The following is a 19,107-nucleotide window of genomic DNA, read 5'->3' on the forward strand; positions in this document are numbered from 1 at the left end:
GGCCCCCGGTGTCGCGCGGGTGGTTAGTGGTTGGGCTTGTCCTGGTCGGGGTGGGCGAAGTTCAGGTGCTCAGGGGGGAGCGGGAAGGTGACGTCGTCGCCGAACGGGCTGGGGGCGGCGGCGCGGTCGAAGGTGAGCTCCGTCAGGGGGAGCTTGCCGCTGGCGTCGACCGCCGGGGCGGTCGGGTGGGGCACCTCGCGGTGCCAGTTGACGCCCTGCTGAGCCTGCACCTCGGCCTGGGCGTCATGGGAGCCGCCGGCGTGTGAGTGCACACCGCCGCCCGCGGCGCTGGAGCGCACCGCGCCCGGGGAGTGTCCGCTGGTCACGCTGGTCTGAGGCACCTGACCCCTCCGGAAGATCTTGCTACCGAGCCACACAAGTGGATCGTACCTGCGGTCGACGACCCGTTCCTTCATGGGGATGATCCCGTTGTCGGTGATCTTGATGTGCTCGGGGCAGACCTCGGTGCAGCACTTGGTGATGTTGCAGAAGCCCAGGCCCTGCTCGGTCTGCGCGTAGTCCTTGCGGTCGGTCCTGGTGTCCAGCGGATGCATGTCCAGCTCCGCGGCCCGGATGAAGTACCGGGGACCGGAGAACGCCTGCTTGTTCTCGTCGTGGTCCCGGATCACGTGGCAGACGTTCTGGCACAGGAAGCACTCGATGCACTTACGGAACTCCTGCGAGCGCTCCACGTCGACCTGCTGCATCCGGTAGTCGCCGGGGGCCAGATCGGTCGGTGGAGCGAAGGCGGGCGTCTCCCGCGCCTTCTCGTAGTTGAAGGACACGTCGGTGACCAGGTCCCGGATGATCGGGAACGTCCGCAACGGGGTCACCGTGATCGTCTCGTTCTCCTCGAACGTCGACATCCGGGTCATGCAGCCGAGCTTGGGCATCCCGTTGATCTCCATCGAGCAGGAGCCGCACTTGCCGGCCTTGCAGTTCCACCGGCAGGCCAGGTCGGGCGCGTCGGTGGCCTGCAACCGGTGGATCACGTCGAGGACCACCTCGCCCTCGTTGACCTCGACCGTGTAGTCCTGCAGGTCGCCGCCGTCGGCGTCACCCCGCCAGATCCGGAACTGGCGCTTCGTTCCCATCAGCGGTTCTCCTTCTCGGCGTCAGCGTCGGTGGCCGCAGCAGCGGCATCGGCGGCGACGAGGGCGTCGAACTCGGTGAGTTCCTCGTCGGTGAGGTACTTGGCCAACTCGGCGCGGTCGAACAGGCCGATCAACTCGGAGCGCATCTTCGGCAGCGGCTTGCGCTCCAGTCGGACGGCGTCGCCCACCAGCGAGCAGACCAGGTTGACCCGTCGCCACTGCGGATCCATGGTGGGGAAGTCCTCGCGGGTGTGGCCGCCGCGCGACTCCCGACGCTCCAGCGCCGCCTTCGCGGTGCACTCGGAGACGACAAGCATGTTGCGCAGGTCGAGCGCGAGATGCCAGCCCGGGTTGTACCGCCGGCCGCCCGCGGCGCTGACCTTCGCCACCCGTTCGCGCAACTCCGCCAGGCGGGCCAGCGCGTCCTCCAGTTCGGCCTCCCGCCGGATGATGCCGACCAGATCCCCCATCACCGCCTGGAGGTCCTGCTGGAGGGTGTACGGGTTCTCGCCGGTGTCCCGCTGCAACGGCGCCAGGGCGGTCTCCACAGCCGTCTCCACAGCCGTCACCGCCACCCGGGGTCGGCCGGTCAGCTGGTCGACGTAGGTGGCCGCGTGCCCGCCCGCCCGCTTGCCGAAGACCAGCAGGTCGGACAGGGAGTTGCCGCCCAGTCGGTTGGAGCCGTGCATGCCGCCGGAGACCTCACCGGCGGCGAACAGCCCACGCACCGAGCCGTACGCGGCGCCGCTGTCCGGGTCGACCTCCACGCCACCCATCACGTAGTGACACGTCGGGCCGACCTCCATCGGCTCCTTGGTGATGTCGACGTCGGCCAGCCCCTTGAACTGGTGGTGCATCGACGGCAGGCGACGCCGGATCTCGTCGGCCGGCAGCCGGGAGGCGATGTCCAGGTAGACGCCGCCGGCCGGCGTACCCCGACCGGCCTTGACCTCGCTGTTGATCGCCCGGGCGACCTCGTCGCGGGGCAGCAGCTCCGGCGGACGCCGGTTGTTGTCCGGGTCGTCGTACCAGCGGTCCGCCTCCTCGGGCGTCTCCGCGTACTGCTTGCGGAAGACGTCCGGGACGTAGTCGAACATGAACCGCTTGCCCTCGGAGTTCTTCAGGATGCCACCGTCGCCGCGGACCGACTCGGTGACCAGGATGCCCTTGACCGACGGCGGCCAGACCATGCCGGTCGGGTGGAACTGGAGGAACTCCATGTTGATCAGAGTGGCTCCGGCGCGCAGCGCCAGCGCGTGACCGTCTCCGGTGTACTCCCAGGAGTTCGAGGTGACCTTGTAGGACCGGCCGACGCCACCGGTGGCGAGCACCACGGCGGGTGCCTCGAAAAGGACGAACTCGCCGGACTCCCGGTAGTAGCCGAAGGCGCCGGCGATCCGGTCCCCGTCCAGCAGCAGCTCGGTGATGGTGGTCTCGGAGAAGACCTTGATCCGGGCGTCGTACGAGCCGTGCTCGCGCTTGTCCTCCTGCTGCAACGAGACGATCTTCTGCTGGAGGGTGCGGATCAGCTCCAGGCCCGTCCGGTCGCCGACGTGGGCCAGTCGGGGGTACTCGTGGCCGCCGAAGTTGCGCTGCGAGATCTTGCCGTCCTTGGTGCGGTCGAACAGCGCGCCGTACGTCTCCAGCTCCCAGATCCGCTGCGGCGACTCCTTGGCGTGCAGCTCCGCCATCCGGAAGTTGTTGAGGAACTTGCCGCCGCGCATGGTGTCCCGGAAGTGCACCTGCCAGCTGTCCCGGCTGTTCACGTTCCCCATGGCCGCGGCGGCGCCGCCCTCGGCCATCACCGTGTGCGCCTTGCCGAACAGCGACTTGGAGATGATGGCGGTCTTCTTGCCGGCCAGCCGCGCCTCGATCGCCGCGCGCAGGCCGGCGCCGCCGGCCCCGATCACGACGACGTCGTAGTGGTGTCGTTCGATGCGAGTGGTAGTGGTCGTCATGTCAGGGGCCCTCAGTTGATGAACCGCAGGTCGGAGATCCACTCAGCGGAGACGGCCATGACGTAGAAGTCGGTCAGGGCCAGTGTGCCGAGCGTGATCCAGGCGAGCTGCATGTGCCGGACGTTGAGCCAGGAGACGTAACCCCAGGCCCGGTAGCGGACGGGATGCTTGGAGAAGTTCTTCAGTCGCCCGCCGATGATGTGCCGGCAGGAGTGGCAGGAGATCGTGTACGCCCAGAGCATGACCACGTTGCCGAGCAGGATCAGGTTGCCCAGCCCGAAGCCGAAGCCCTCGGGGCTGTGGAAGGCCAGGATCGCGTCCCAGGTGTTGATCAGCGAGATGATCGCGGCGAAGTAGAAGAAGTACCGGTGCGAGTTCTGCACGATCAGCGGGAACCGGGTCTCACCGCCGTAGGAGGCGTGACCGTCGGGCACCGCGCAGGCCGGCGGCGAGAGCCAGAACGACCGGTAGTACGCCTTGCGGTAGTAGTAGCAGGTGAGCCGGAACAGCAGCAGGAACGGCAGGGTGAACGCGGCGTCCGGGATGATCCACCAACCGGGCAGGTACTGCCCGAAGTGGGAGGCCTCCGGTAGGCACCGGTCGGTCACGCACGGGGAGTAGAACGGGGTCAGGTAGTGGTAGTCCTCGACCCAGTAGAAGTCGTGCATGAAGACCCGGACCGTCGCGTACGCTACCCACGCACTGAGCCCGATTACCGTGATCAGCGGGGCAAACCACCAACGGTCCGTCCGCAACGTCTTCGCCGCGATGGCGGCGCGTGCGCGCACGCCTCGCGGTTTCGTTGCCGATGATGTCATTCGCGTCGTCTCCCTGACGGGGCCCTGTCACGGGCGGCGGAACACTTCCGGGCGGCACGCGGACGGGCGAACCCCGCACCCGCCTGCCGCGTCATGCGCACACCAACGACCGCACCGGCGTACCGGAGCAGCTAAGTGACACACGTTACGCCGATCTAGGCGGGGCGTCCGCGCAAGGCAGTGTCCCGTGTGTCCCGCTCTTTGGAAAGCCTCTCCCCATGATCAATATTCGGGTGCCCGGAAAAGATCGACAAACGGTCAACCGGAGGCGCCGCCGGTGAAGTTCCACGAGGCCAGCCGCAGCGACGGCGCCGCCCACCAGGCACCGTCCGCGCGGTCCGGCAGGCGTACCGCGCGCCGACCCAGCTCCAGCACCGCACCGGGCGCGAGCGCCCGCGGGTACGACTCGGTGAAGCGCAGGTCGCGGACCGCTCGGGTGACCCGACCGTCCTCGACCAGCCACAACCCGTTGCGGGTCAGGCCGGTGACGACCAGACTCAGCGGATCCAGGACCCGGGTGTACCAGAGGTCGCTGACCAGCAGGCCGCGCTCCATCCGGGAGACCAGGGCGGCGGTGTCCGGATCCCCGATCGCGCCGTCCACTGCCGGGCCGCCGATCCCGTGACCGCCAGCCACGAAAACGCCCGTCGGGTCGGCTGCGCCCGCCGTGCCGGCAGGGGCGAGGCGTAGGTTGCGGGGGATCGGGCCGAAGGTGGCGCTGCCGGCCCAGGCGTGCCCGGTCGAGGCGACACCCAGCTCTGCGGCGCTGCGCCGGTCGTGGACCACGGCGCTCGTGGTGCCCGCGTCGACCAGGGTCAGTGCCCGGCTCGGCGTACCTTCCAGGTCGAACGGGAGCCCCGAGGCCGCGAGTGGATCGTCGACCAGGGTCACCGCCTGATCGAACTGGGCCGTGCCGGGTGCGGCGAACGACTGACGTTCGGCGTACCGCCGGCCGTTGAAGCCGTACCAGGCCAGGTTCTCCAGCAGGTCCGCGACGGCGGGCGGCTCCAACACCACCGGATAGCGCCCGGGTGACAGCTCGACCGGGTGAGCCGCTGCTCGCGCCTTGGCGGCGGCCCGCCGCCCCAGATCGGTGCCGTCGAGATCGGCGACCCGGTCGACGTGCTGTCGGGCCGTGCCGTCCGCGCCGTCGGCCCGGGCGATGCCGTCCATCGCCGCATCTGCCGCCTGCCCCTGTGCGAAGTGGCCGGCCGAGTTGGCGAACGCCGCCACGCGGTAACCGGTGCGGCAGTAGCCCGCGGTCACCAACCCGCCGGCCGCGTCGACGAACGCCCGGACCAGGGCGGCCCGTTGATCCGGCCCGGCGTGCGCCGTGGCCGGATCCCAGGCCGGCGAGGGCGCCACCGGTGCCGCGGGTGCGAGCCCGGGCCAGGCCGGATCCGGTGGAGTGAACCGGGCCGCCGTCAGCACCCGCTCCACCAGCGCGCGCAACCCGTCGGTGGTGACCGCGTTTCCGCTGCCGGCGGCGGTACGCCCGGCCAGGTGGACCCGCAGGCGGACGTCCACGGAGGACGCGGCCACGTTCTGGTGGATCGCCGAGTTGGCGAATCTGGTCAACGCCGACTCGGCCCGGGCCACCGTCACCTCCGCCTGTGCGGCCGGCCCGGCCAGTCGGGCGACCAGGTCCACCACGCGGCCGGCGACGTCCAACTCGGTGTCGCCGGCCCGCACCTGGGTGTCACTCACGCCGCCTCCCGGTGGTCGGCGACGGCGTACGGCGTCACCACGACGTGTCGACGGGTGGCCCGCTGATGTCCGGTCACGCGCGTACCCCCACCCGGACGTTGCGGAAGCGGGCCGGTGCCGACGGGTGCCCGGTGTGCCCGATCTGGCCGGGCTGGCCCTTGCCGCAGTTCGGGGTGCCCCACGGCACCGTCTCCGAGGAGAGCATGTCCATCGAACGCCAGAACAGCGGACCGATACCTGTGTACGTCGGGTTGCGCAGCATCCGTCCGCGCCGGCCGTTGCGGATCTCCCAGCCGATCTCGCAGCCGAACTGGAAGTTCAGCCGCTTGTCGTCGATGGACCAGGACCGGTTGACGTCCATCAGCACCCCCTCGTCGGTGGCGGCGACGATCTCCTCCAGGGTGTGCGGGCCCGGTTCCAGGCCCACGTTTGTCATCCGCACCATCGGCAGTCGCGCCCAGCCGTCGGCGCGTACGCTGCCGCCGTGATCGAGGCCCGCGACGGCGGCCGAGTCCCGGCCCGCCAACACGCCCACCCAGCGGCCGTCCCGCACCGCGTCGCGCTTGACCGCCGGTGAGCCCTCGTCGTCGTAGCCGAAGCTGCCCAGGGCGCCGGGAATGGTCGGGTCGATGGTGATGCTCATCAGCTCGGAGCCGTACCGCAGCGAACCGAGCTGCGCGAGATCCAGCCATGAGGTGCCGGCGAAGGCCGCCTCCCAGCCGAGGATCCGGTCCAACTCGATGGCGTGCCCGACCGACTCGTGGATCTGCAGGGCCAACTGCTCGCCGCCGAGGATCAGGTCGGTCTCGCCGCTGGGGCAGAGCGGTGCGGTCAGCAGTGCCCGCGACTCCTCGGCGATCCGTGCCGCGTGTGCGGTCAGCTCCAGCGAGTCGACGAGCTCCCAGCCGGTGGTGCCGTACTGGCCGCGGTAGCTCGGCCAGGACCGGCGTTGGGTCTCACCGGCACCGACGGAAGTGGCCGAGATGCCACCGCCGCACTCGCGGATGCGCTGATCGATGCGGTGCCCCTCGCTGGAGACGAACCACTTGGCGGTGTCCCAGATCTGGTAGAGCCCCTCGGCGAGGTCGGCGCCGTGCTCGGTCATGGTGCGGGTGGCGGCCACCAGCAGGTCGCCCTTGACGGCGAGGGAGACGCCGAGCGGGTCGATCTCGCAGGGCGAGGACCAACTCGCCGTGACCGGGGTGGACGCGACCAGGTCGACGGGTGGGCCGGAGACCAGCGCACTGGCCGCCGCGGTCCGCGCGGCCCGGTGGCCGGCGTCGCGGGCGGCCAGGTCGGACAGCTCCGGCACGGCGTGGAAGCCCCAACTCGAACCCACCAACGCGCGTACGCCCAGACCGACGCTCTCGTCCTGGTCGAGCGACTCGATGTCGCCGTTGCGGGCGGTCATCGACTCGTAGCGCCGGTGCATCACCCGAACGTCGGCGTACCGGGCACCAGCGTCCAGCGCCGCCTGCACCGCCGCCTCGGCCATCTCGAATTCGCTCACGGCGACGCCTCATCGTGCGCGTTCACGAGACGCGTTACCCCGGTGTCCATGATGCGGTCGCTCATGGCCCGACCCTAGGCGACCCGACCGACATCCGTCAGGGGAGCAGGTCCTCAGGCCGGATGGTCGCTTTGACTGGTTCGGTGAGCACCAGAACCTGGCCCGGCTCGGTCGCACTCTCCACCACGTAGTGCCGACCGCGTTTGCGGTAGAGGTGGAGAGCGCCGCTCGCCTGCTCGATGAGCAGGTACCACTCGATGCCCGCGGCGGCGTAGTAGTGCATCTTGAGCACCTTGTCGGTGGCCGCGTTGCTCGGCGAGATGATCTCGCAGACGAGATGGACGTCGACGGCCTCCACGTTTGGCGCGTCGAAGTCGATCGGGCCGGTGATGACCAGGTCGGGGATGGGGATGCGGCCGGGTCGGAGCCGGACGTTCACCCCCTCCAGAACGTGCAGTCCGGCCTCCCTGGCCGGCCCGCGCAGTGTCGCGTGCAGCTCACCGGAAATGTTCTGGTGGCGTGGGGTGGGGGCTGGGGTCACGTGCAGGCTCCCGTCGAAGAGTTCGACGCGCTGGGAGGTCTCGCCGAGGGCGAGGTACTCCTCCTCGGTCCACGGGCCCTCGTGGTCGAACACCGCCACGGTCATGGTCACCTCCGCTCGTCTCGCCGGGATCCTGCCTGCTGGGCTGCCCCCATGGTCGCACCTTCCGTGCGACCAGCGCGGCAGTCGGTGGTGACCGGCAGTGGTGCGGTGGGGGACGGTTCGTGGGATCCTTTCGGGACGACGGGGGTGGTAGCTAATTTCGGCTGCATAAGCAGTGGTAGTTCCCTTCGTCGTGGGCGGAGGGAGGCGATCGTGGACCCCTACCTGCGGGTGACCGACCTGCGGGTGGACTTCACCAGCACCGACGGCATGGTGCGCGCGGTCGACGGGGTCTCGTTCACCGTCGAGCGCGGCCGCACCCTTTGCGTGGTCGGCGAGTCCGGCGCGGGCAAGAGTTCCCTCGCGCTGGCCCTTCTCGGCCTGCACGACCCGCGTCGGGCCACCGTGGCCGGTGAGATCACCGTCGCTGGGCACGGGCTGGTCGGTCGACCGGAGGCCGCGCTTCGCCGGCTGCGTGGCCGGGACGTGGCGATGATCTTCCAGGATCCGCTTTCGGCGCTGCACCCGTATCATCCGGTCGGCCGGCAGATCGCCGAGGCGTACCGGGTGCACCACCGGCGGGCCGGGCGCGCCGAGACACGCCGGCGGGTGGTCGAGATGCTGGACCGGGTCGGCATCTCGCAGCCGGACCGGCGGTACGACCAGTACCCGCACGAGCTCTCCGGCGGCCTGCGCCAGCGGGCGATGATCGCCATGGCGCTGGTGAACGATCCCGCCCTACTGATCGCCGACGAGCCGACGGCCGCGCTGGACGTCACCGTGCAGGCACAGATTCTGGAGCTGCTGACCGACCTGCGGGCCGAGTTCGGCACCGCGATCCTCCTGATCACGCACGACCTGGGCGTGGTCGGCCAGGCCGCCGACGACGTGCTCGTGATGTACGCCGGCCGGATCGTCGAGCAGGGTCACGTCGAGCAGGTGCTGCGGACGCCTCAGCATCCGTACACCTGGGGTCTGCTCGCCAGCGTGCCGTCGTTGTGGGGTGACCCCGAGGCCGACCTCAGGCCGATACCGGGGCTGCCGCCGAACCTGCTCGACCTGCCGGACGGTTGCGTTTTCCACCCGCGTTGCCGGCACACCGAACCCGTCGGTCACCGGTGCCGCACCGAGCCACCCCAGCTGCGTGCCGTCGGGACGGGCGGGCACCGGCTGGCGTGCCATCTCCCGACTCGGGAACGCATCCGACGCCAGGCCGAGGAGACCGCCCGGGTGGGGGTGGCGCGGTGACCGACGGGATGGTCGACCAATCCGGTCCGCTGCTGCGCGTCCGTGGCCTGACCAAGCACTTTCCGGTGCGGAGGGGCAGTGGTCGGTGCGGCCCGGTACGGGCCGTGGACGGGCTGGACTTCGAGGTGCAGGCGGGCGGAACGCTCGCTCTGGTGGGCGAGTCCGGCTGCGGCAAAAGCACCACGGCCCGGTTGCTGGTGCGGCTGCTGGAGCCGACCGGCGGCAGCATCGAGTTCGCCGGCCGCGACCTCACCCGGGCCGGGCGGCGGCAGCTGCGCCCGCTCCGCGCCCAACTCCAGATCATCTTCCAGGACCCGTACGCCTCGCTGAACCCCCGGCACCCGGTCGGCCAGATCATCGCCATGCCGTTGCGGGTCAACCGGATCAGTCCGCCGGGCGGAACCAAAGCGCGCGTCCGGGAGCTGATGGAGCTGGTCGGCCTGAATCCCGAGGACGCCAACCGCTATCCGCACGAGTTCTCCGGCGGCCAGTGCCAGCGGGTCGGCATCGCCAGAGCGTTGGCGACCGGACCCCGGCTGGTGGTGGCCGACGAACCGGTCTCGGCGCTGGACGTCTCGGTCCAGGCCCAGGTGGTCAACCTGCTCCGACGACTGCACCGCGACCTGGGGCTGGCCCTCGTCCTGATCTCCCACGACCTTGCCGTGGTACGGCACCTCTGCCAGCAGGTCGCGGTCATGTACCTCGGTCGGATCGTCGAGATCGGCGACCGGGACGACATCTACGAGCGGCCGCAGCATCCGTACACCCGGGCGCTGCTGTCGGCGGTGCCGCACGTCGGCCGGCTCGACCCGGCCGGCTGGCTCCGGCTCGCCGCGGACGCGGCCAGCCCGATCGACCCGCCCTCGGGCTGCCGGTTCCGTACCCGCTGCCCGAAGGCGCGCGACCGGTGCGCCGTCGAGGAGCCGGCCCTGACCCGGCGCGACGGCGGCGGACAGGCCACCGCCTGCCACTTCCCCGACTCGGGTCCGCTGCGTCCGGAGCGGGTGCGAGCCTCGGCATGAGCCTTTCACCTGAGGACGGCGCGGTGCGGGTCCCGATCGGGCCGGGCGGCGCGGCCGGCGGGTCCCGTGGCCGCCGGGCCGTCGGGGCGTCGCCCGGGCAACTGGTCTGGCTGCGGCTGCGTAGTGACCGGACCGCGTTGGTCAGCGGGGCGACGCTGATGCTGTTCGTGCTGGTGGCGCTGGCCGCGCCGCTGATCGAGCTGGCGTACGGGATCGGTCCGCAGGACCAGTTCCAGGGCAAGCTGGACGGATTCGGCCTGCCACTGGGCCACGCCGGTGGCGTCTCCGGGGAGCACTTCTTCGGGCTGGAGCCGGGGCTGGGCCGGGACGTGTTCATCCGGCTGGTGTACGGCCTGCGGACGTCACTTCTGGTCGCCGTCACGGCGGCGGTGCTCACCGCGGTGATCGGTGTCGTGCTCGGCACGCTGGCCGGCTATTTCGGCGGCTGGCTCGACGCGGTGGTCACCTGGATCACGGATCTGACCCTGGCGCTGCCGTTCCTGATTGTCGCCCTGGCGTTGACGCCCACGCTGACGCTGCGCCTGCACGGACAGCGGGACGCGGTGCCACCGGCCTTCGGGGTCGGCGTACTCATCGTGATCTTCGCGGTGTTCGGGTGGACCGGCACCGCCCGGTTGGTCCGGGGCCAGGTGGTCGCGCTGCGGGAGCGGGAGTTCGTGGCGGCGGCCCGGGCCAGCGGGGCAGGTCCGGGGCACATGCTGTTCCGGCAGTTGCTGCCGAACCTCTGGGCGCCGATTCTGGTGTCGTTCTCGCTCGCCGTGCCGCAGTTCATCACCGGTGAGGCGGCGCTGTCGTTCATCGGTGTCGGGCTGACCGAGGAGACACCGAGCTTCGGCCGGATGATCCACCAGAGCCTGGGCTACCTTCAGACCGACCCGGCGTTCGTCTTCTTCCCCGGCGTCCTGATCTTCGCGCTGGTGTTCGCCGTCAACCTGGTCGGGGACGCGCTGCGCGACGCGCTGGACCCGAAGTCGCCCCGATGAGGTGACCTGATGAACGCGAGAAGCACAGCGTGGCGGAGCCCTGCGGACTCGGATCGGGGCCGGCCCTGATGGCGCGCTTCCTGGTCAAGCGGATCCTGTCGGCCGTGCTCACCCTCTTCGCGGTGAGCGTACTGACCTTCCTGATGTTCTTCGCCCTGCCCCGCGACCCGGTCAGCGGCATGTGCCCGAAGAACTGCAACCCCGAGCGGCAGGAACGGGTACGCCAGGAGTTGGGGCTGAACGATCCGCTCGTCGACCAGTACGCGGGCTACATGTCGGGCATCGTCACCGGCCGGGATCTGGGCGGCGCCCAGGGCGGACGCTGTGACGCGCCCTGCCTGGGCTGGTCATACGTGAACAACGAGGCGGTCACCGACACCCTCGCCCGGGTGGTGCCGGTGACGCTGAGCATCGTCGTCCCGGCGGCCGTCCTGTGGCTGCTGCTCGGGGTGGGCCTGGGCCTGGTGTCGGCGTTGCGCCGTGGCACCTGGATCGACCGGGCCGCGATCGGCTTCACGCTCGCCGGTGCCTCCCTACAGCTGTACTTCGTCGGCGCGGTGCTGCTGCTGGTCTTCGTGTACACGCTGGGTTGGCTGCCGGTGCCGAGCTACACGTCGCTGTTCGACGACCCGGTTCGCTGGGCCGGGGGCCTGGTACTCGCCTGGCTGTCGCTGGCGCTGCTCTTCTCCGCCGGTTACGCCCGACTGTTCCGGGCCCAACTGCTGGAGACGTTGAACGAGGACTTCGTGCGTACCGCCCGGGCGAAGGGCCTGTCCGGCCCGGCGGTGTACGGCCGGCACGCGCTGCGCGCAGCGATCGCTCCGGTGGTGACCGTCGCCGGCCTCGACGTCGGCGCGGCGCTCGGCGGCACGGTGATCACCGAGACGACCTTCGGTATCCAGGGACTCGGCCGTACCGCCGTCGATGCCGTACGCGCCGGCGACCTGCCGACCATCATGGCCACCGTGCTGGTCGCGGCGGTCTTCGTGGTGCTGGCGAACCTGCTGGTGGACCTGCTCTACGCGGTCATCGACCCACGGGTCCGGTTGGGCTGAGCCGGGTCGGGACGGCACGGACTCATCGACGACTGAGGAGGCAACAGATGCGACCACGGGTGGCGGTTGCGGTGAGTGGCGCGTTTGCGCTGGTGGCGGCCTTGAGCGCCTGCCCGGCGAACACCGGCGGGAGCCCGTCGGTGGACTCCGGCCGGCAACCCACCGGGGTCATCGCCACCGACCCGAAGGACTCGACCGGCCCGGCGCCGGAGTTGGCGGGCGCGCGGCGTGGTGGCACCTTCACCGTCCTCCGCGAAACGCCGATCTCCCACCTGGATCCGCAACGGACCTACTCGTTCGCCGGCCTGATGGCCGTACCGCTGGTCGCGCGCAGCCTCACCACCTGGAAGGACGACGGTGCGGGCAACCTGACGCTGGTCGGTGATCTCGCCGAGACATCCGGCCGCGACGTCAACGACGACTGCCGGGTCTGGGAGTTCACCGTCAAGGACGGGGTGCGCTTCGAGGACGGCCGACCGGTCACGGCCAGGGAGATCGCGTACGGGATCGCCCGGTCCTTCGACCCGGACCTGGCCGGCGGCCCCACCTACCTGCAGGAGTGGCTGGCCGACACGCCGCAGTACGACACCGCGTGGGACTTCACCGCCAACCGCGGCTCGCTGCCGCCGGGGCTGACCACGCCGGACGCCCGGACGTTGCGCTTCGAGTTCGCCAGGCCCCGCTGCGACCTGCCGTTCGCGGCGTCACTGCCGTCGACCGCGCCTCTGCCACCCGACCGGGACACCGGGGTCAACCTCGGCAATGCGCCCTTCTCGTCGGGGCCGTACAAGGTCACCCGCTACCGGCCGGGCATCGAGATCGTGATGGAGCGCAACGAACACTGGGACGCCGGCACGGATCCGGTACGCCACCAGTACCCGGACCGCTTCGTGTGGAGTTTCGGCGCGACCCCGGACGCCGCTGCCAACCGGATCATCGCCGACAACGGCACCGACCGGAGCGCCCTGTCCTGGGACTACGTGCCCGCCTCGCTGGTCGCCCGGGTCGCGGGTGACGCGGCGCTGCGGTCCCGGACGCTGCTGTCGCCGACGCCGAGCGCCAACCACCTGGTCATCAACAACGAGCGGGTCACCGATCTGCGGGTGCGCCAGGCGCTGAACCACGCCATCGACCGGGAGGGTCTGGTGAAGGTGCTCGGCGGGCCGCACGTCGCGGTGCCGATGACCACGCTGATGCCACCGGCCACAATCGGGCACCGGGCGTACGACGCGTATCCGGCAGGGCCGAACGGCGACCCGGACAGGGCCCGGGAACTGCTCGGCGGGCAGCGCCCCGAACTGGTCCTCGGCGCCGCCGACAGCTCCGTCGAGCAGCAGGTGGCGACGCAGCTCAAGGGCAACCTGGAGCGCGCCGGATTCGTCATCACGATCCGGAACATCCCGGACGACGCGAAGTTCGACGAGATCAAGAAGAGAGGCAACCCGTGGGACCTCTATCTCAGCTCGTGGGCCGGCGACTGGCCCAGCGGCGCGTCGATCCTGCCGGTCCTCTACGACGGTCGCGCCATCCGAGCCACCGGCAACAGCAACGAGTCGTACTTCAACGATGCCACGATCAACGCCGAGTTCGACCGGATCCTCGCGCTGCCACCGAGCGAACAGGGCCCACACTGGGCGCGACTCGATGAGCGGATCATGAGGGAGCACGCCCCGGTGGTCCCGCTCTACGTCGACGTGGCCTACCTGGTGCACGGCTCCAGGGCCGGCGGCGCCTTCGTCTCCAGCGTCTTCGGCTACCCGTCGCTGGTCAACGCCCACGTCGAACCGTAGGCCCCGACTCACATCCCCAGGTGGGTGCGGAGGAAGTCGAGTTCCAGGCGGAGGAGGCGTTCGGCGAGGCCACCGGCGGCCATGTGGGTGCCGCTGGTCAACGGCAGCACCGAGTGCGGCCGGCCGGTGGCCAGCAACGCCGCCGACAACCGCAGCGTGTGCGCCGCCACCACGTTGTCGTCGACCATGCCGTGCACCAGCAGCAGCGGTCGGGCGTGCGCCGGATCGGTGACCGGCTCGGCGGCCAGTTCCACGAGCGAGTGGTGCGCGTAGACGTCCTCGCCGTCGGCGGGCAGACCCAGGTACCGCTCGGTGTACGCGGTGTCGTACAGGGCCCAGTCGGTGACCGGCGCACCCGCGATGCCGCACCGGAACAGCTCCGGGTGCCGCAGCACCGCCAGGCCGGCCAGCCAGCCACCGAACGACCAGCCGCGCACCGCGACCCGGTCCAGGTCCAGGTCCGGATGCTTGTCGGCGAGCGCGGTGAGCGCCTCCACCTGGTCGAGCAGGATCACGTCGGCCACCCGGCGGTGGATGGCCTTCTCGTAGGACGGGGCGATGCCCGGCGTACCCCGGTTGTCGGTGACCACCACCGCGAAGCCGGCGTCGGCCCACCACTGCCGCTCCAGCCAGGCCGAGCGCGCGGCCACCACCTCCTGGTGACCCGGGCCGCCGTAGACGTCCAGCAGTACCGGCAGCCGACGGCCGGTGACGTGGTTGTCCGGGTAGAGCACCGCCGAGGGAAGCCGACGGTCGGTCACCCGTTCCAGCAGCGGCAGCGGGGAGTAGCTGGGCGTGGCGGCCAGCGACCGCAGCGTGCCCACCTCGCGATCGCCCTGGTGCACCGTCCACCGGACGCCCGGGTGATCCAGCGAGGCGCTGCCGATGACCAGCACACCGCCACCGACCGCACCGACGTGCCAGCCGGCGTCGCTGGTCAGCCGGCGGGCGTCCACGCCGCCGCCGATGCTGGTCCGGACCCGGAACAGGTGCTGTTCGCTCGGCTCGCCGTCGCTCGCCTCGACCAGCAGGTCCGCCGGACCACTGCTGGCGGCGAGCCGGCCGACCACCCGGCGCACGTACAGCGAGGGTGGAGTGAGCAACGTGCCGTCGGCGAACAGGCAGCGTGCGTCGTACCCGTCGTGGGCCAGCTCGCCGCCGACCAGCACCCGCCCGTCGGGCAGGTGCACGGGGGTGCCCAGGATCGGCTCGACCCAGCGGGGGTCGGCCAGTTCGGCGTGCACCTGGGTCTCCCCGGTACGTGGATCGACCGCGAGCACCAGCCCGTGCTGCTGGGCGCGACGCAGCACGGTGATCAGCGGGGCGCCCTCACCCCAGTGCACCGCGGTCAGGTACGGGTACGTCTCCCGGTCCCAGTGCACGTCGACCCAGCCGCCGTCGAGGTCGAGCAGGTGCAGGCTGACCTCGGCGTTGGAACCACCCGCCACCGGGTACGCGACGCTGGTCGGCGGGCTGGCCGGCTGTGCCGGATCGTGCAGGTGCCAGCGGGGCAGCCGGGACTCGTCGACCCGGGCCGCGAGCACCGACCGGCCGTCGGGTGCCCACCAGTAGCCGCGGTGCCTGTCGAACTCCTCCGCCGCGATGTGCTCGGCCAGTCCCCAGAGCACGCCGGAGTCCTCGCCGGCCAGCATGGTGTCGGCGCCGTCGGTGTCGATCACCCGTAGCTCGCCCCGACGTACCCCTTCGGCGGCGTCGGTCACGTAGGCCAGCCGCTGCCCGCTCGGGTCCGGCCGTGGGTCGAGCACCGGCCCGACGGCGGGCACCTCGATCACGTCGCCGTGCACCAGGTCTGCCCGGAACAGCCGCCCGGCCAGCGCGAACACCGCGACCCGTCCGGCGGCGTCGAGGGCGTACGAGCCGATGCCGGAGGCGGTCAACCGCAGGCGCTCCCGCCGGGCGCGTTCCCCCGGGCTCAGTTTGTCGGGGTCGGCGTCGGTGCCGAGCAGGGTGCCCGGATCGGCGACCAGCCGTTCCGTGCCGGTCGCCACGTCCAGCAGCCAGAGCGCGTCGGCCGGGTCCTCCGGTCCGGCCGAGCGTAGGAAGACCACCCGCGCACCGTCGTCGGCCACGGAGACGGCACGCGGCGCCCCGTGGCTGAACCTGCGGGTGCGGGCGGCCAGCTCGGGAAAGTCCACAGGCCAGATCGTAGGCCGGTACCGGGCCCGATGTGAGCGACCTGCGCGGACGCGTCTGGGCCGGCAGGCGAGAACCGCCGGTTAGAGTGACCGTCGTGACGACGCTGACTGACCGCCGCCTGCTGCTGGTCCACGCGCATCCCGACGACGAGTCCATCGGCACCGGCTCGACGATGGCCCACTACGCGGCCACGGGTGCCCACGTCACCCTGGTGACCTGCACCCTGGGCGAGGAGGGTGAGATCCACGTACCGGAGCTGGCCGGGCTCGCCGCGGCCGAGGCCGACCAGCTCGGCGGGTACCGGATCGCCGAGCTGGCCACCGCCTGCGCCGAACTGGGCGTCACCGACCACCGGTTCCTCGGCGGGGCCGGCCGCTACCGGGACTCCGGGATGATGGGCCTGTCGACCAACGAGCATCCCCGGGCCTTCTGGGGCGCCGACCTCGACGAGGCCGCAGGGTATCTGCTGGAGATCATCCGGGAGGTACGCCCGCAGGTGGTCATCACGTACGACGACAACGGCTTCTACGGCCACCCCGACCACATCCAGGCACACCGGGTGACGATGCGGGCCGTCGAGCTGGCCGCCGCCGAAGGGCTCGCACCGGCGAAGGTCTACTGGACGGCGATGCCGCAAAGCGTGCTGGAGGCCGGCCTGACGCACTTCGCGGAGGCGTCGGACAACCCCTTCGCCGGCATCGCCGACGCCACCGAGCTGCCGTTCTGCACGCCGGACGAGGAGATCGCGGCCCGCATCGACGCCACCGAGCAGCATGCCGCGAAGGAGGCGGCGATGCGCGCTCATGCCACCCAGATCCCGGCCACCTCCTGGCTGTACTCGATCGCCGGCAATTTCGGCGCCGAGTTCATGGGGGTGGAGTACTTCACCCTGGCGCTGGGGGAGAAAGGGCCGGGCAGCGGCCCGTACGGCTGGGAGTCGGACCTGTTCGCCGGGTTGGCCGCCGCAGCGCCGGACGCGGCCGGTGGCCCGGACGTCGTCGGCACCTCCGGCAGTAGACCGGTCACCCCGGCCGGTCACCGGTGACCCTGCCCGCCGCGATGTCGGTCGCCCCGCAGGAGCAGCAGCCGCCCCGGCCGAGCCGGAGGTGGCGACGTCCGATGGACCTCGGCCTGCGGGTGGCCGGCGGCATGTTCGCCGTCCTGGCGGCGATGCTGAGCGCGGTGCTGGAACTGCTGCTCGCCCCGCTGCGGATCGGCGGATACCTGATCGGCGTCACGGTGCTCGTGGCCGTGGCGGCGAACATCGCGTTGAGCTGGTTGGCCGTCGAGACCGTCGGCCGTCGCTGGGCGGTGGCACTGCCGGCGCTGCCCTGGGTGGCCATCATGGTGATCGCCGCCGACCGGACCAGCGAGGGCGACGTGCTGCTCGTCGGCAACTGGGTCGGCCTCACCCTGGTGGTGGGCGGTGCGATGACCTTCACGGTGATGGCGTTCCGGTCGATCCTCGCGCCGGCCCCGGCCTCCGGTCGGTAGTCTCGCACCGGCTCCGGCCTCCGGACGGTACTGACGTCGCTCAGCGCCGGGTGGTAGATATTCCTGCCAGGAGACCCGCCATCCGGGCGGGCCGTACGGCGGGAGGCATGTGATGGGACAGCGGTGGCGTGCGGTCGGGGTGCTCGCGATCGCACTGTTCGCGGTCAACGTGGTCGCCCGGCTGGTCATCCGGTTCGGCTTCGACGGCAACGACGGTGTCGCCGACCGGGTGTCGCTCGGGATGTTCGTGGTGATCGGCCTGATGCTGGCCGGTGTCGCCTTCGTCTGGGGCGAGCGACGTCCGTTGGCCCGCTGGGCCGGCGAGGTGGCCGCCGCGATCGGAATCGCAGTCGGGTTGACCGTGCTGATCGGGCCGCTGCTGGTCGGTGACAACCCGTTCGCCGGCGGCGGCGGGACGTTCTTCGCGCAGATCGGCCTCTACCTGGTGGCGACCACCGTCGGGACGATGCTGGGCTACCTGCTGCTGGTCACGCTCGGTCGCGACTACCGTTCGCGCAGCCTGCAACGGTACGCCGAGACCACCGCGGCCAAGCCCCGCCGCGTGGTCCGCCGCTGACCGACGGAGGTCACTGCGGCGCGACGCGGGTCAGATAGGTGTGGTGGGTGGTGAAGCCCAGCTTGCGGTAGAGCGCTACCGCACCGGTGTTGCTCTGCTCGACCTGGAGGAACGCGTCGGTCGCACCGGCGTCGGCGGCCCAGTCGGCGAGTGCCCGGATCAGCCGGACGGCCAGTCCCTGCCGGCGTGCGGCGGGCAGCACCTCGATCAGGCACAACCCGAGCCAGCGCCCCTGGCCGGTGACCGTGCCCCGGCCGATCCCGACGAGCGTGCCGTCGACGTACGCGTGGGCGAAGCGGATCTGGTCCACGGCGGTGAGAACGTGTCGGGCGGCGTCCGGCAGCCCGCCCTTGCGACCGGCGGCCACGGCCAGCCAGTCCGCCGACGGTGCCGCGGCCAACTCGACCACCGGGCCGGCCGAGCCAGCCCTGCCGGTCGGGTCGCCGGGGATGCCGGCGGCGCCCGCGACCGCGTCGGGCGGTGCCGACGCGCTGAGGGCGGCGAGTGGGACCGTCTGCACCAGCACCGGTGGGCGACTACCCCAGCCTCTCCGGTCGAGTTCGCTGCCGACCGGCGCGGCCAGCGGCAGCGGCGTGTTGACCATGGCCGGCCGTCCGTGGCCGGCGTACCAGCGTTCGACCGCGTCGACAGCGGCCGGCAGCGGACGGTCCGGATCACCCACCGGAAGCGCCGAGTTGGCCCGGCCGGTCCAGCCGTCGGCGTCCCGCAGCAGCCACTCACCGAGCCGGGCCCGCACGGGGGCCGGCCACGCCTCGTCGGCGGCGAGTTCCAGCTCGACCATGGCGGCGGCGGTCGGCCGCCGGGCCGCCGGGACCCGCTTGGCCCGGTGCACCTCGGCGATCGGCACGCGCAGCCGCCCCTGTCGGGTGGTGAGCGTGAGATGCGTCTCGGTCAGCTCGACCAGCTCACCGAGGGCATCGGAGTAGACCGGCCGACCACCGCGTACGCCGACGCGACGCCGCACCACGATTCGGTGTCCCAAGTCTTGCTCTCGGAGCACGATCGACCT

The 19,107-nt window shown here is 71.3% G+C and carries 16 protein-coding genes; 8 read left to right on the top strand and 8 right to left on the bottom strand.

Annotated elements, in window-relative coordinates; genetic code table 11:
• Nucleotides 1-23 precede the first annotated feature (23 nt).
• The 6 genes from O7624_RS20440 to O7624_RS20465 form a co-directional block, all read right to left on the bottom strand.
• Entirely contained in the window at nt 24-1,094 is a 1,071-nt protein-coding gene (locus tag O7624_RS20440) for a succinate dehydrogenase/fumarate reductase iron-sulfur subunit (protein WP_282236913.1), read from the bottom strand.
• Nucleotides 1,094-3,052, bottom strand: coding sequence for a fumarate reductase/succinate dehydrogenase flavoprotein subunit (locus tag O7624_RS20445; protein WP_093405072.1), 1,959 nt, complete (start codon nt 3,050-3,052; stop codon nt 1,094-1,096). The genes O7624_RS20440 and O7624_RS20445 overlap by 1 nt, the downstream gene beginning before the upstream one ends.
• A gap of 11 nt (nt 3,053-3,063) precedes the next feature.
• Entirely contained in the window at nt 3,064-3,870 is an 807-nt protein-coding gene (locus tag O7624_RS20450; RefSeq protein WP_093405074.1) for a hypothetical protein, read from the bottom strand.
• A 258-nt stretch (nt 3,871-4,128) separates the two neighbouring features.
• Nucleotides 4,129-5,577: a metallopeptidase TldD-related protein gene (locus tag O7624_RS20455; protein ID WP_282236914.1), complete on the bottom strand. Its 1,449-nt coding sequence runs from the start codon at nt 5,575-5,577 to the stop codon at nt 4,129-4,131.
• A 73-nt stretch (nt 5,578-5,650) separates the two neighbouring features.
• The gene (locus O7624_RS20460) at nt 5,651-7,087 is read right to left on the bottom strand and encodes a TldD/PmbA family protein (protein WP_282236915.1); all 1,437 of its coding nucleotides are present in this window, start codon (nt 7,085-7,087) and stop codon (nt 5,651-5,653) included.
• A gap of 97 nt (nt 7,088-7,184) precedes the next feature.
• The gene (locus O7624_RS20465) at nt 7,185-7,733 is read right to left on the bottom strand and encodes a Uma2 family endonuclease (protein ID WP_093405081.1); all 549 of its coding nucleotides are present in this window, start codon (nt 7,731-7,733) and stop codon (nt 7,185-7,187) included.
• Nucleotides 7,734-8,000: 267 nt separating this feature from the next.
• On the opposite strand from O7624_RS20465, the gene O7624_RS20470 reads away from it, so the two are divergent.
• The 5 genes from O7624_RS20470 to O7624_RS20490 all read left to right on the top strand — a co-directional run bounded on the left by O7624_RS20470 (nt 8,001) and on the right by O7624_RS20490 (nt 13,849).
• Nucleotides 8,001-8,978: an ABC transporter ATP-binding protein gene (locus tag O7624_RS20470; RefSeq protein ID WP_282240691.1), complete on the top strand. Its 978-nt coding sequence runs from the start codon at nt 8,001-8,003 to the stop codon at nt 8,976-8,978.
• An 8-nt stretch (nt 8,979-8,986) separates the two neighbouring features.
• Nucleotides 8,987-10,000 carry an oligopeptide/dipeptide ABC transporter ATP-binding protein gene (locus tag O7624_RS20475; RefSeq protein WP_282240692.1) on the top strand — a complete coding sequence of 338 codons (1,014 nt, stop codon included), beginning with the start codon at nt 8,987-8,989 and terminating at the stop codon, nt 9,998-10,000.
• Nucleotides 9,997-11,004, top strand: a complete 1,008-nt coding sequence (locus tag O7624_RS20480; RefSeq protein WP_282236916.1) for an ABC transporter permease — start codon at nt 9,997-9,999, stop codon at nt 11,002-11,004. Before O7624_RS20475 ends, O7624_RS20480 begins: the two co-directional genes overlap by 4 nt.
• 68 nt (nt 11,005-11,072) lie before the next feature.
• Nucleotides 11,073-12,059, top strand: coding sequence for an ABC transporter permease (locus O7624_RS20485; RefSeq protein WP_282240693.1), 987 nt, complete (start codon nt 11,073-11,075; stop codon nt 12,057-12,059).
• Between the two features lie 47 nt (nt 12,060-12,106).
• Nucleotides 12,107-13,849, top strand: coding sequence for an ABC transporter substrate-binding protein (locus tag O7624_RS20490; RefSeq protein ID WP_282236917.1), 1,743 nt, complete (start codon nt 12,107-12,109; stop codon nt 13,847-13,849).
• Nucleotides 13,850-13,857: 8 nt separating this feature from the next.
• Here the strand turns inward: O7624_RS20490 and O7624_RS20495 are convergent, their stop codons facing one another.
• The gene (locus O7624_RS20495; RefSeq protein WP_282236918.1) at nt 13,858-16,005 is read right to left on the bottom strand and encodes a prolyl oligopeptidase family serine peptidase; all 2,148 of its coding nucleotides are present in this window, start codon (nt 16,003-16,005) and stop codon (nt 13,858-13,860) included.
• A gap of 86 nt (nt 16,006-16,091) precedes the next feature.
• On the opposite strand from O7624_RS20495, the gene mshB reads away from it, so the two are divergent.
• The 3 genes from mshB to O7624_RS20510 all read left to right on the top strand — a co-directional run bounded on the left by mshB (nt 16,092) and on the right by O7624_RS20510 (nt 18,077).
• Nucleotides 16,092-17,051, top strand: coding sequence for an N-acetyl-1-D-myo-inositol-2-amino-2-deoxy-alpha-D-glucopyranoside deacetylase (mshB, locus tag O7624_RS20500; protein ID WP_282236919.1), 960 nt, complete (start codon nt 16,092-16,094; stop codon nt 17,049-17,051).
• A 14-nt stretch (nt 17,052-17,065) separates the two neighbouring features.
• On the top strand, nt 17,066-17,500 hold the full coding sequence (locus tag O7624_RS20505; protein WP_282240694.1) for a hypothetical protein: 435 nt from the start codon (nt 17,066-17,068) through the stop codon (nt 17,498-17,500).
• 112 nt (nt 17,501-17,612) lie between these two features.
• Nucleotides 17,613-18,077 carry a hypothetical protein gene (locus O7624_RS20510; protein WP_282236920.1) on the top strand — a complete coding sequence of 155 codons (465 nt, stop codon included), beginning with the start codon at nt 17,613-17,615 and terminating at the stop codon, nt 18,075-18,077.
• A gap of 10 nt (nt 18,078-18,087) precedes the next feature.
• Here the strand turns inward: O7624_RS20510 and O7624_RS20515 are convergent, their stop codons facing one another.
• Nucleotides 18,088-19,098, bottom strand: coding sequence for a GNAT family N-acetyltransferase (locus O7624_RS20515; protein ID WP_282236921.1), 1,011 nt, complete (start codon nt 19,096-19,098; stop codon nt 18,088-18,090).
• Between the last annotated feature and the right edge of the window lie 9 nt (nt 19,099-19,107).

The sequence above is a fragment of the Verrucosispora sp. WMMD1129 genome, assembly GCF_029581255.1.
Lineage (GTDB): Bacteria > Actinomycetota > Actinomycetes > Mycobacteriales > Micromonosporaceae > Micromonospora > Micromonospora sediminimaris.

Bases quoted from the DNA above. Each gene is read 5' to 3' on its own strand.
- O7624_RS20445 (WP_093405072.1), bottom strand. From the start codon at position 3,052: ATGACGACCACTACCACTCGCATCGAACGACACCACTACGACGTCGTC.
- O7624_RS20470 (WP_282240691.1), top strand. From the start codon at position 8,001: ATGGTGCGCGCGGTCGACGGGGTCTCGTTCACCGTCGAGCGCGGCCGC.
- O7624_RS20485 (WP_282240693.1), top strand. From the start codon at position 11,073: ATGGCGCGCTTCCTGGTCAAGCGGATCCTGTCGGCCGTGCTCACCCTC.
- O7624_RS20450 (WP_093405074.1), bottom strand. From the start codon at position 3,870: ATGACATCATCGGCAACGAAACCGCGAGGCGTGCGCGCACGCGCCGCC.
- O7624_RS20505 (WP_282240694.1), top strand. From the start codon at position 17,066: ATGTCGGTCGCCCCGCAGGAGCAGCAGCCGCCCCGGCCGAGCCGGAGG.
- O7624_RS20475 (WP_282240692.1), top strand. From the start codon at position 8,987: ATGGTCGACCAATCCGGTCCGCTGCTGCGCGTCCGTGGCCTGACCAAG.
- O7624_RS20440 (WP_282236913.1), bottom strand. From the start codon at position 1,094: ATGGGAACGAAGCGCCAGTTCCGGATCTGGCGGGGTGACGCCGACGGC.
- O7624_RS20480 (WP_282236916.1), top strand. From the start codon at position 9,997: ATGAGCCTTTCACCTGAGGACGGCGCGGTGCGGGTCCCGATCGGGCCG.
- O7624_RS20510 (WP_282236920.1), top strand. From the start codon at position 17,613: ATGGGACAGCGGTGGCGTGCGGTCGGGGTGCTCGCGATCGCACTGTTC.
- O7624_RS20490 (WP_282236917.1), top strand. From the start codon at position 12,107: ATGCGACCACGGGTGGCGGTTGCGGTGAGTGGCGCGTTTGCGCTGGTG.
- O7624_RS20465 (WP_093405081.1), bottom strand. From the start codon at position 7,733: ATGACCGTGGCGGTGTTCGACCACGAGGGCCCGTGGACCGAGGAGGAG.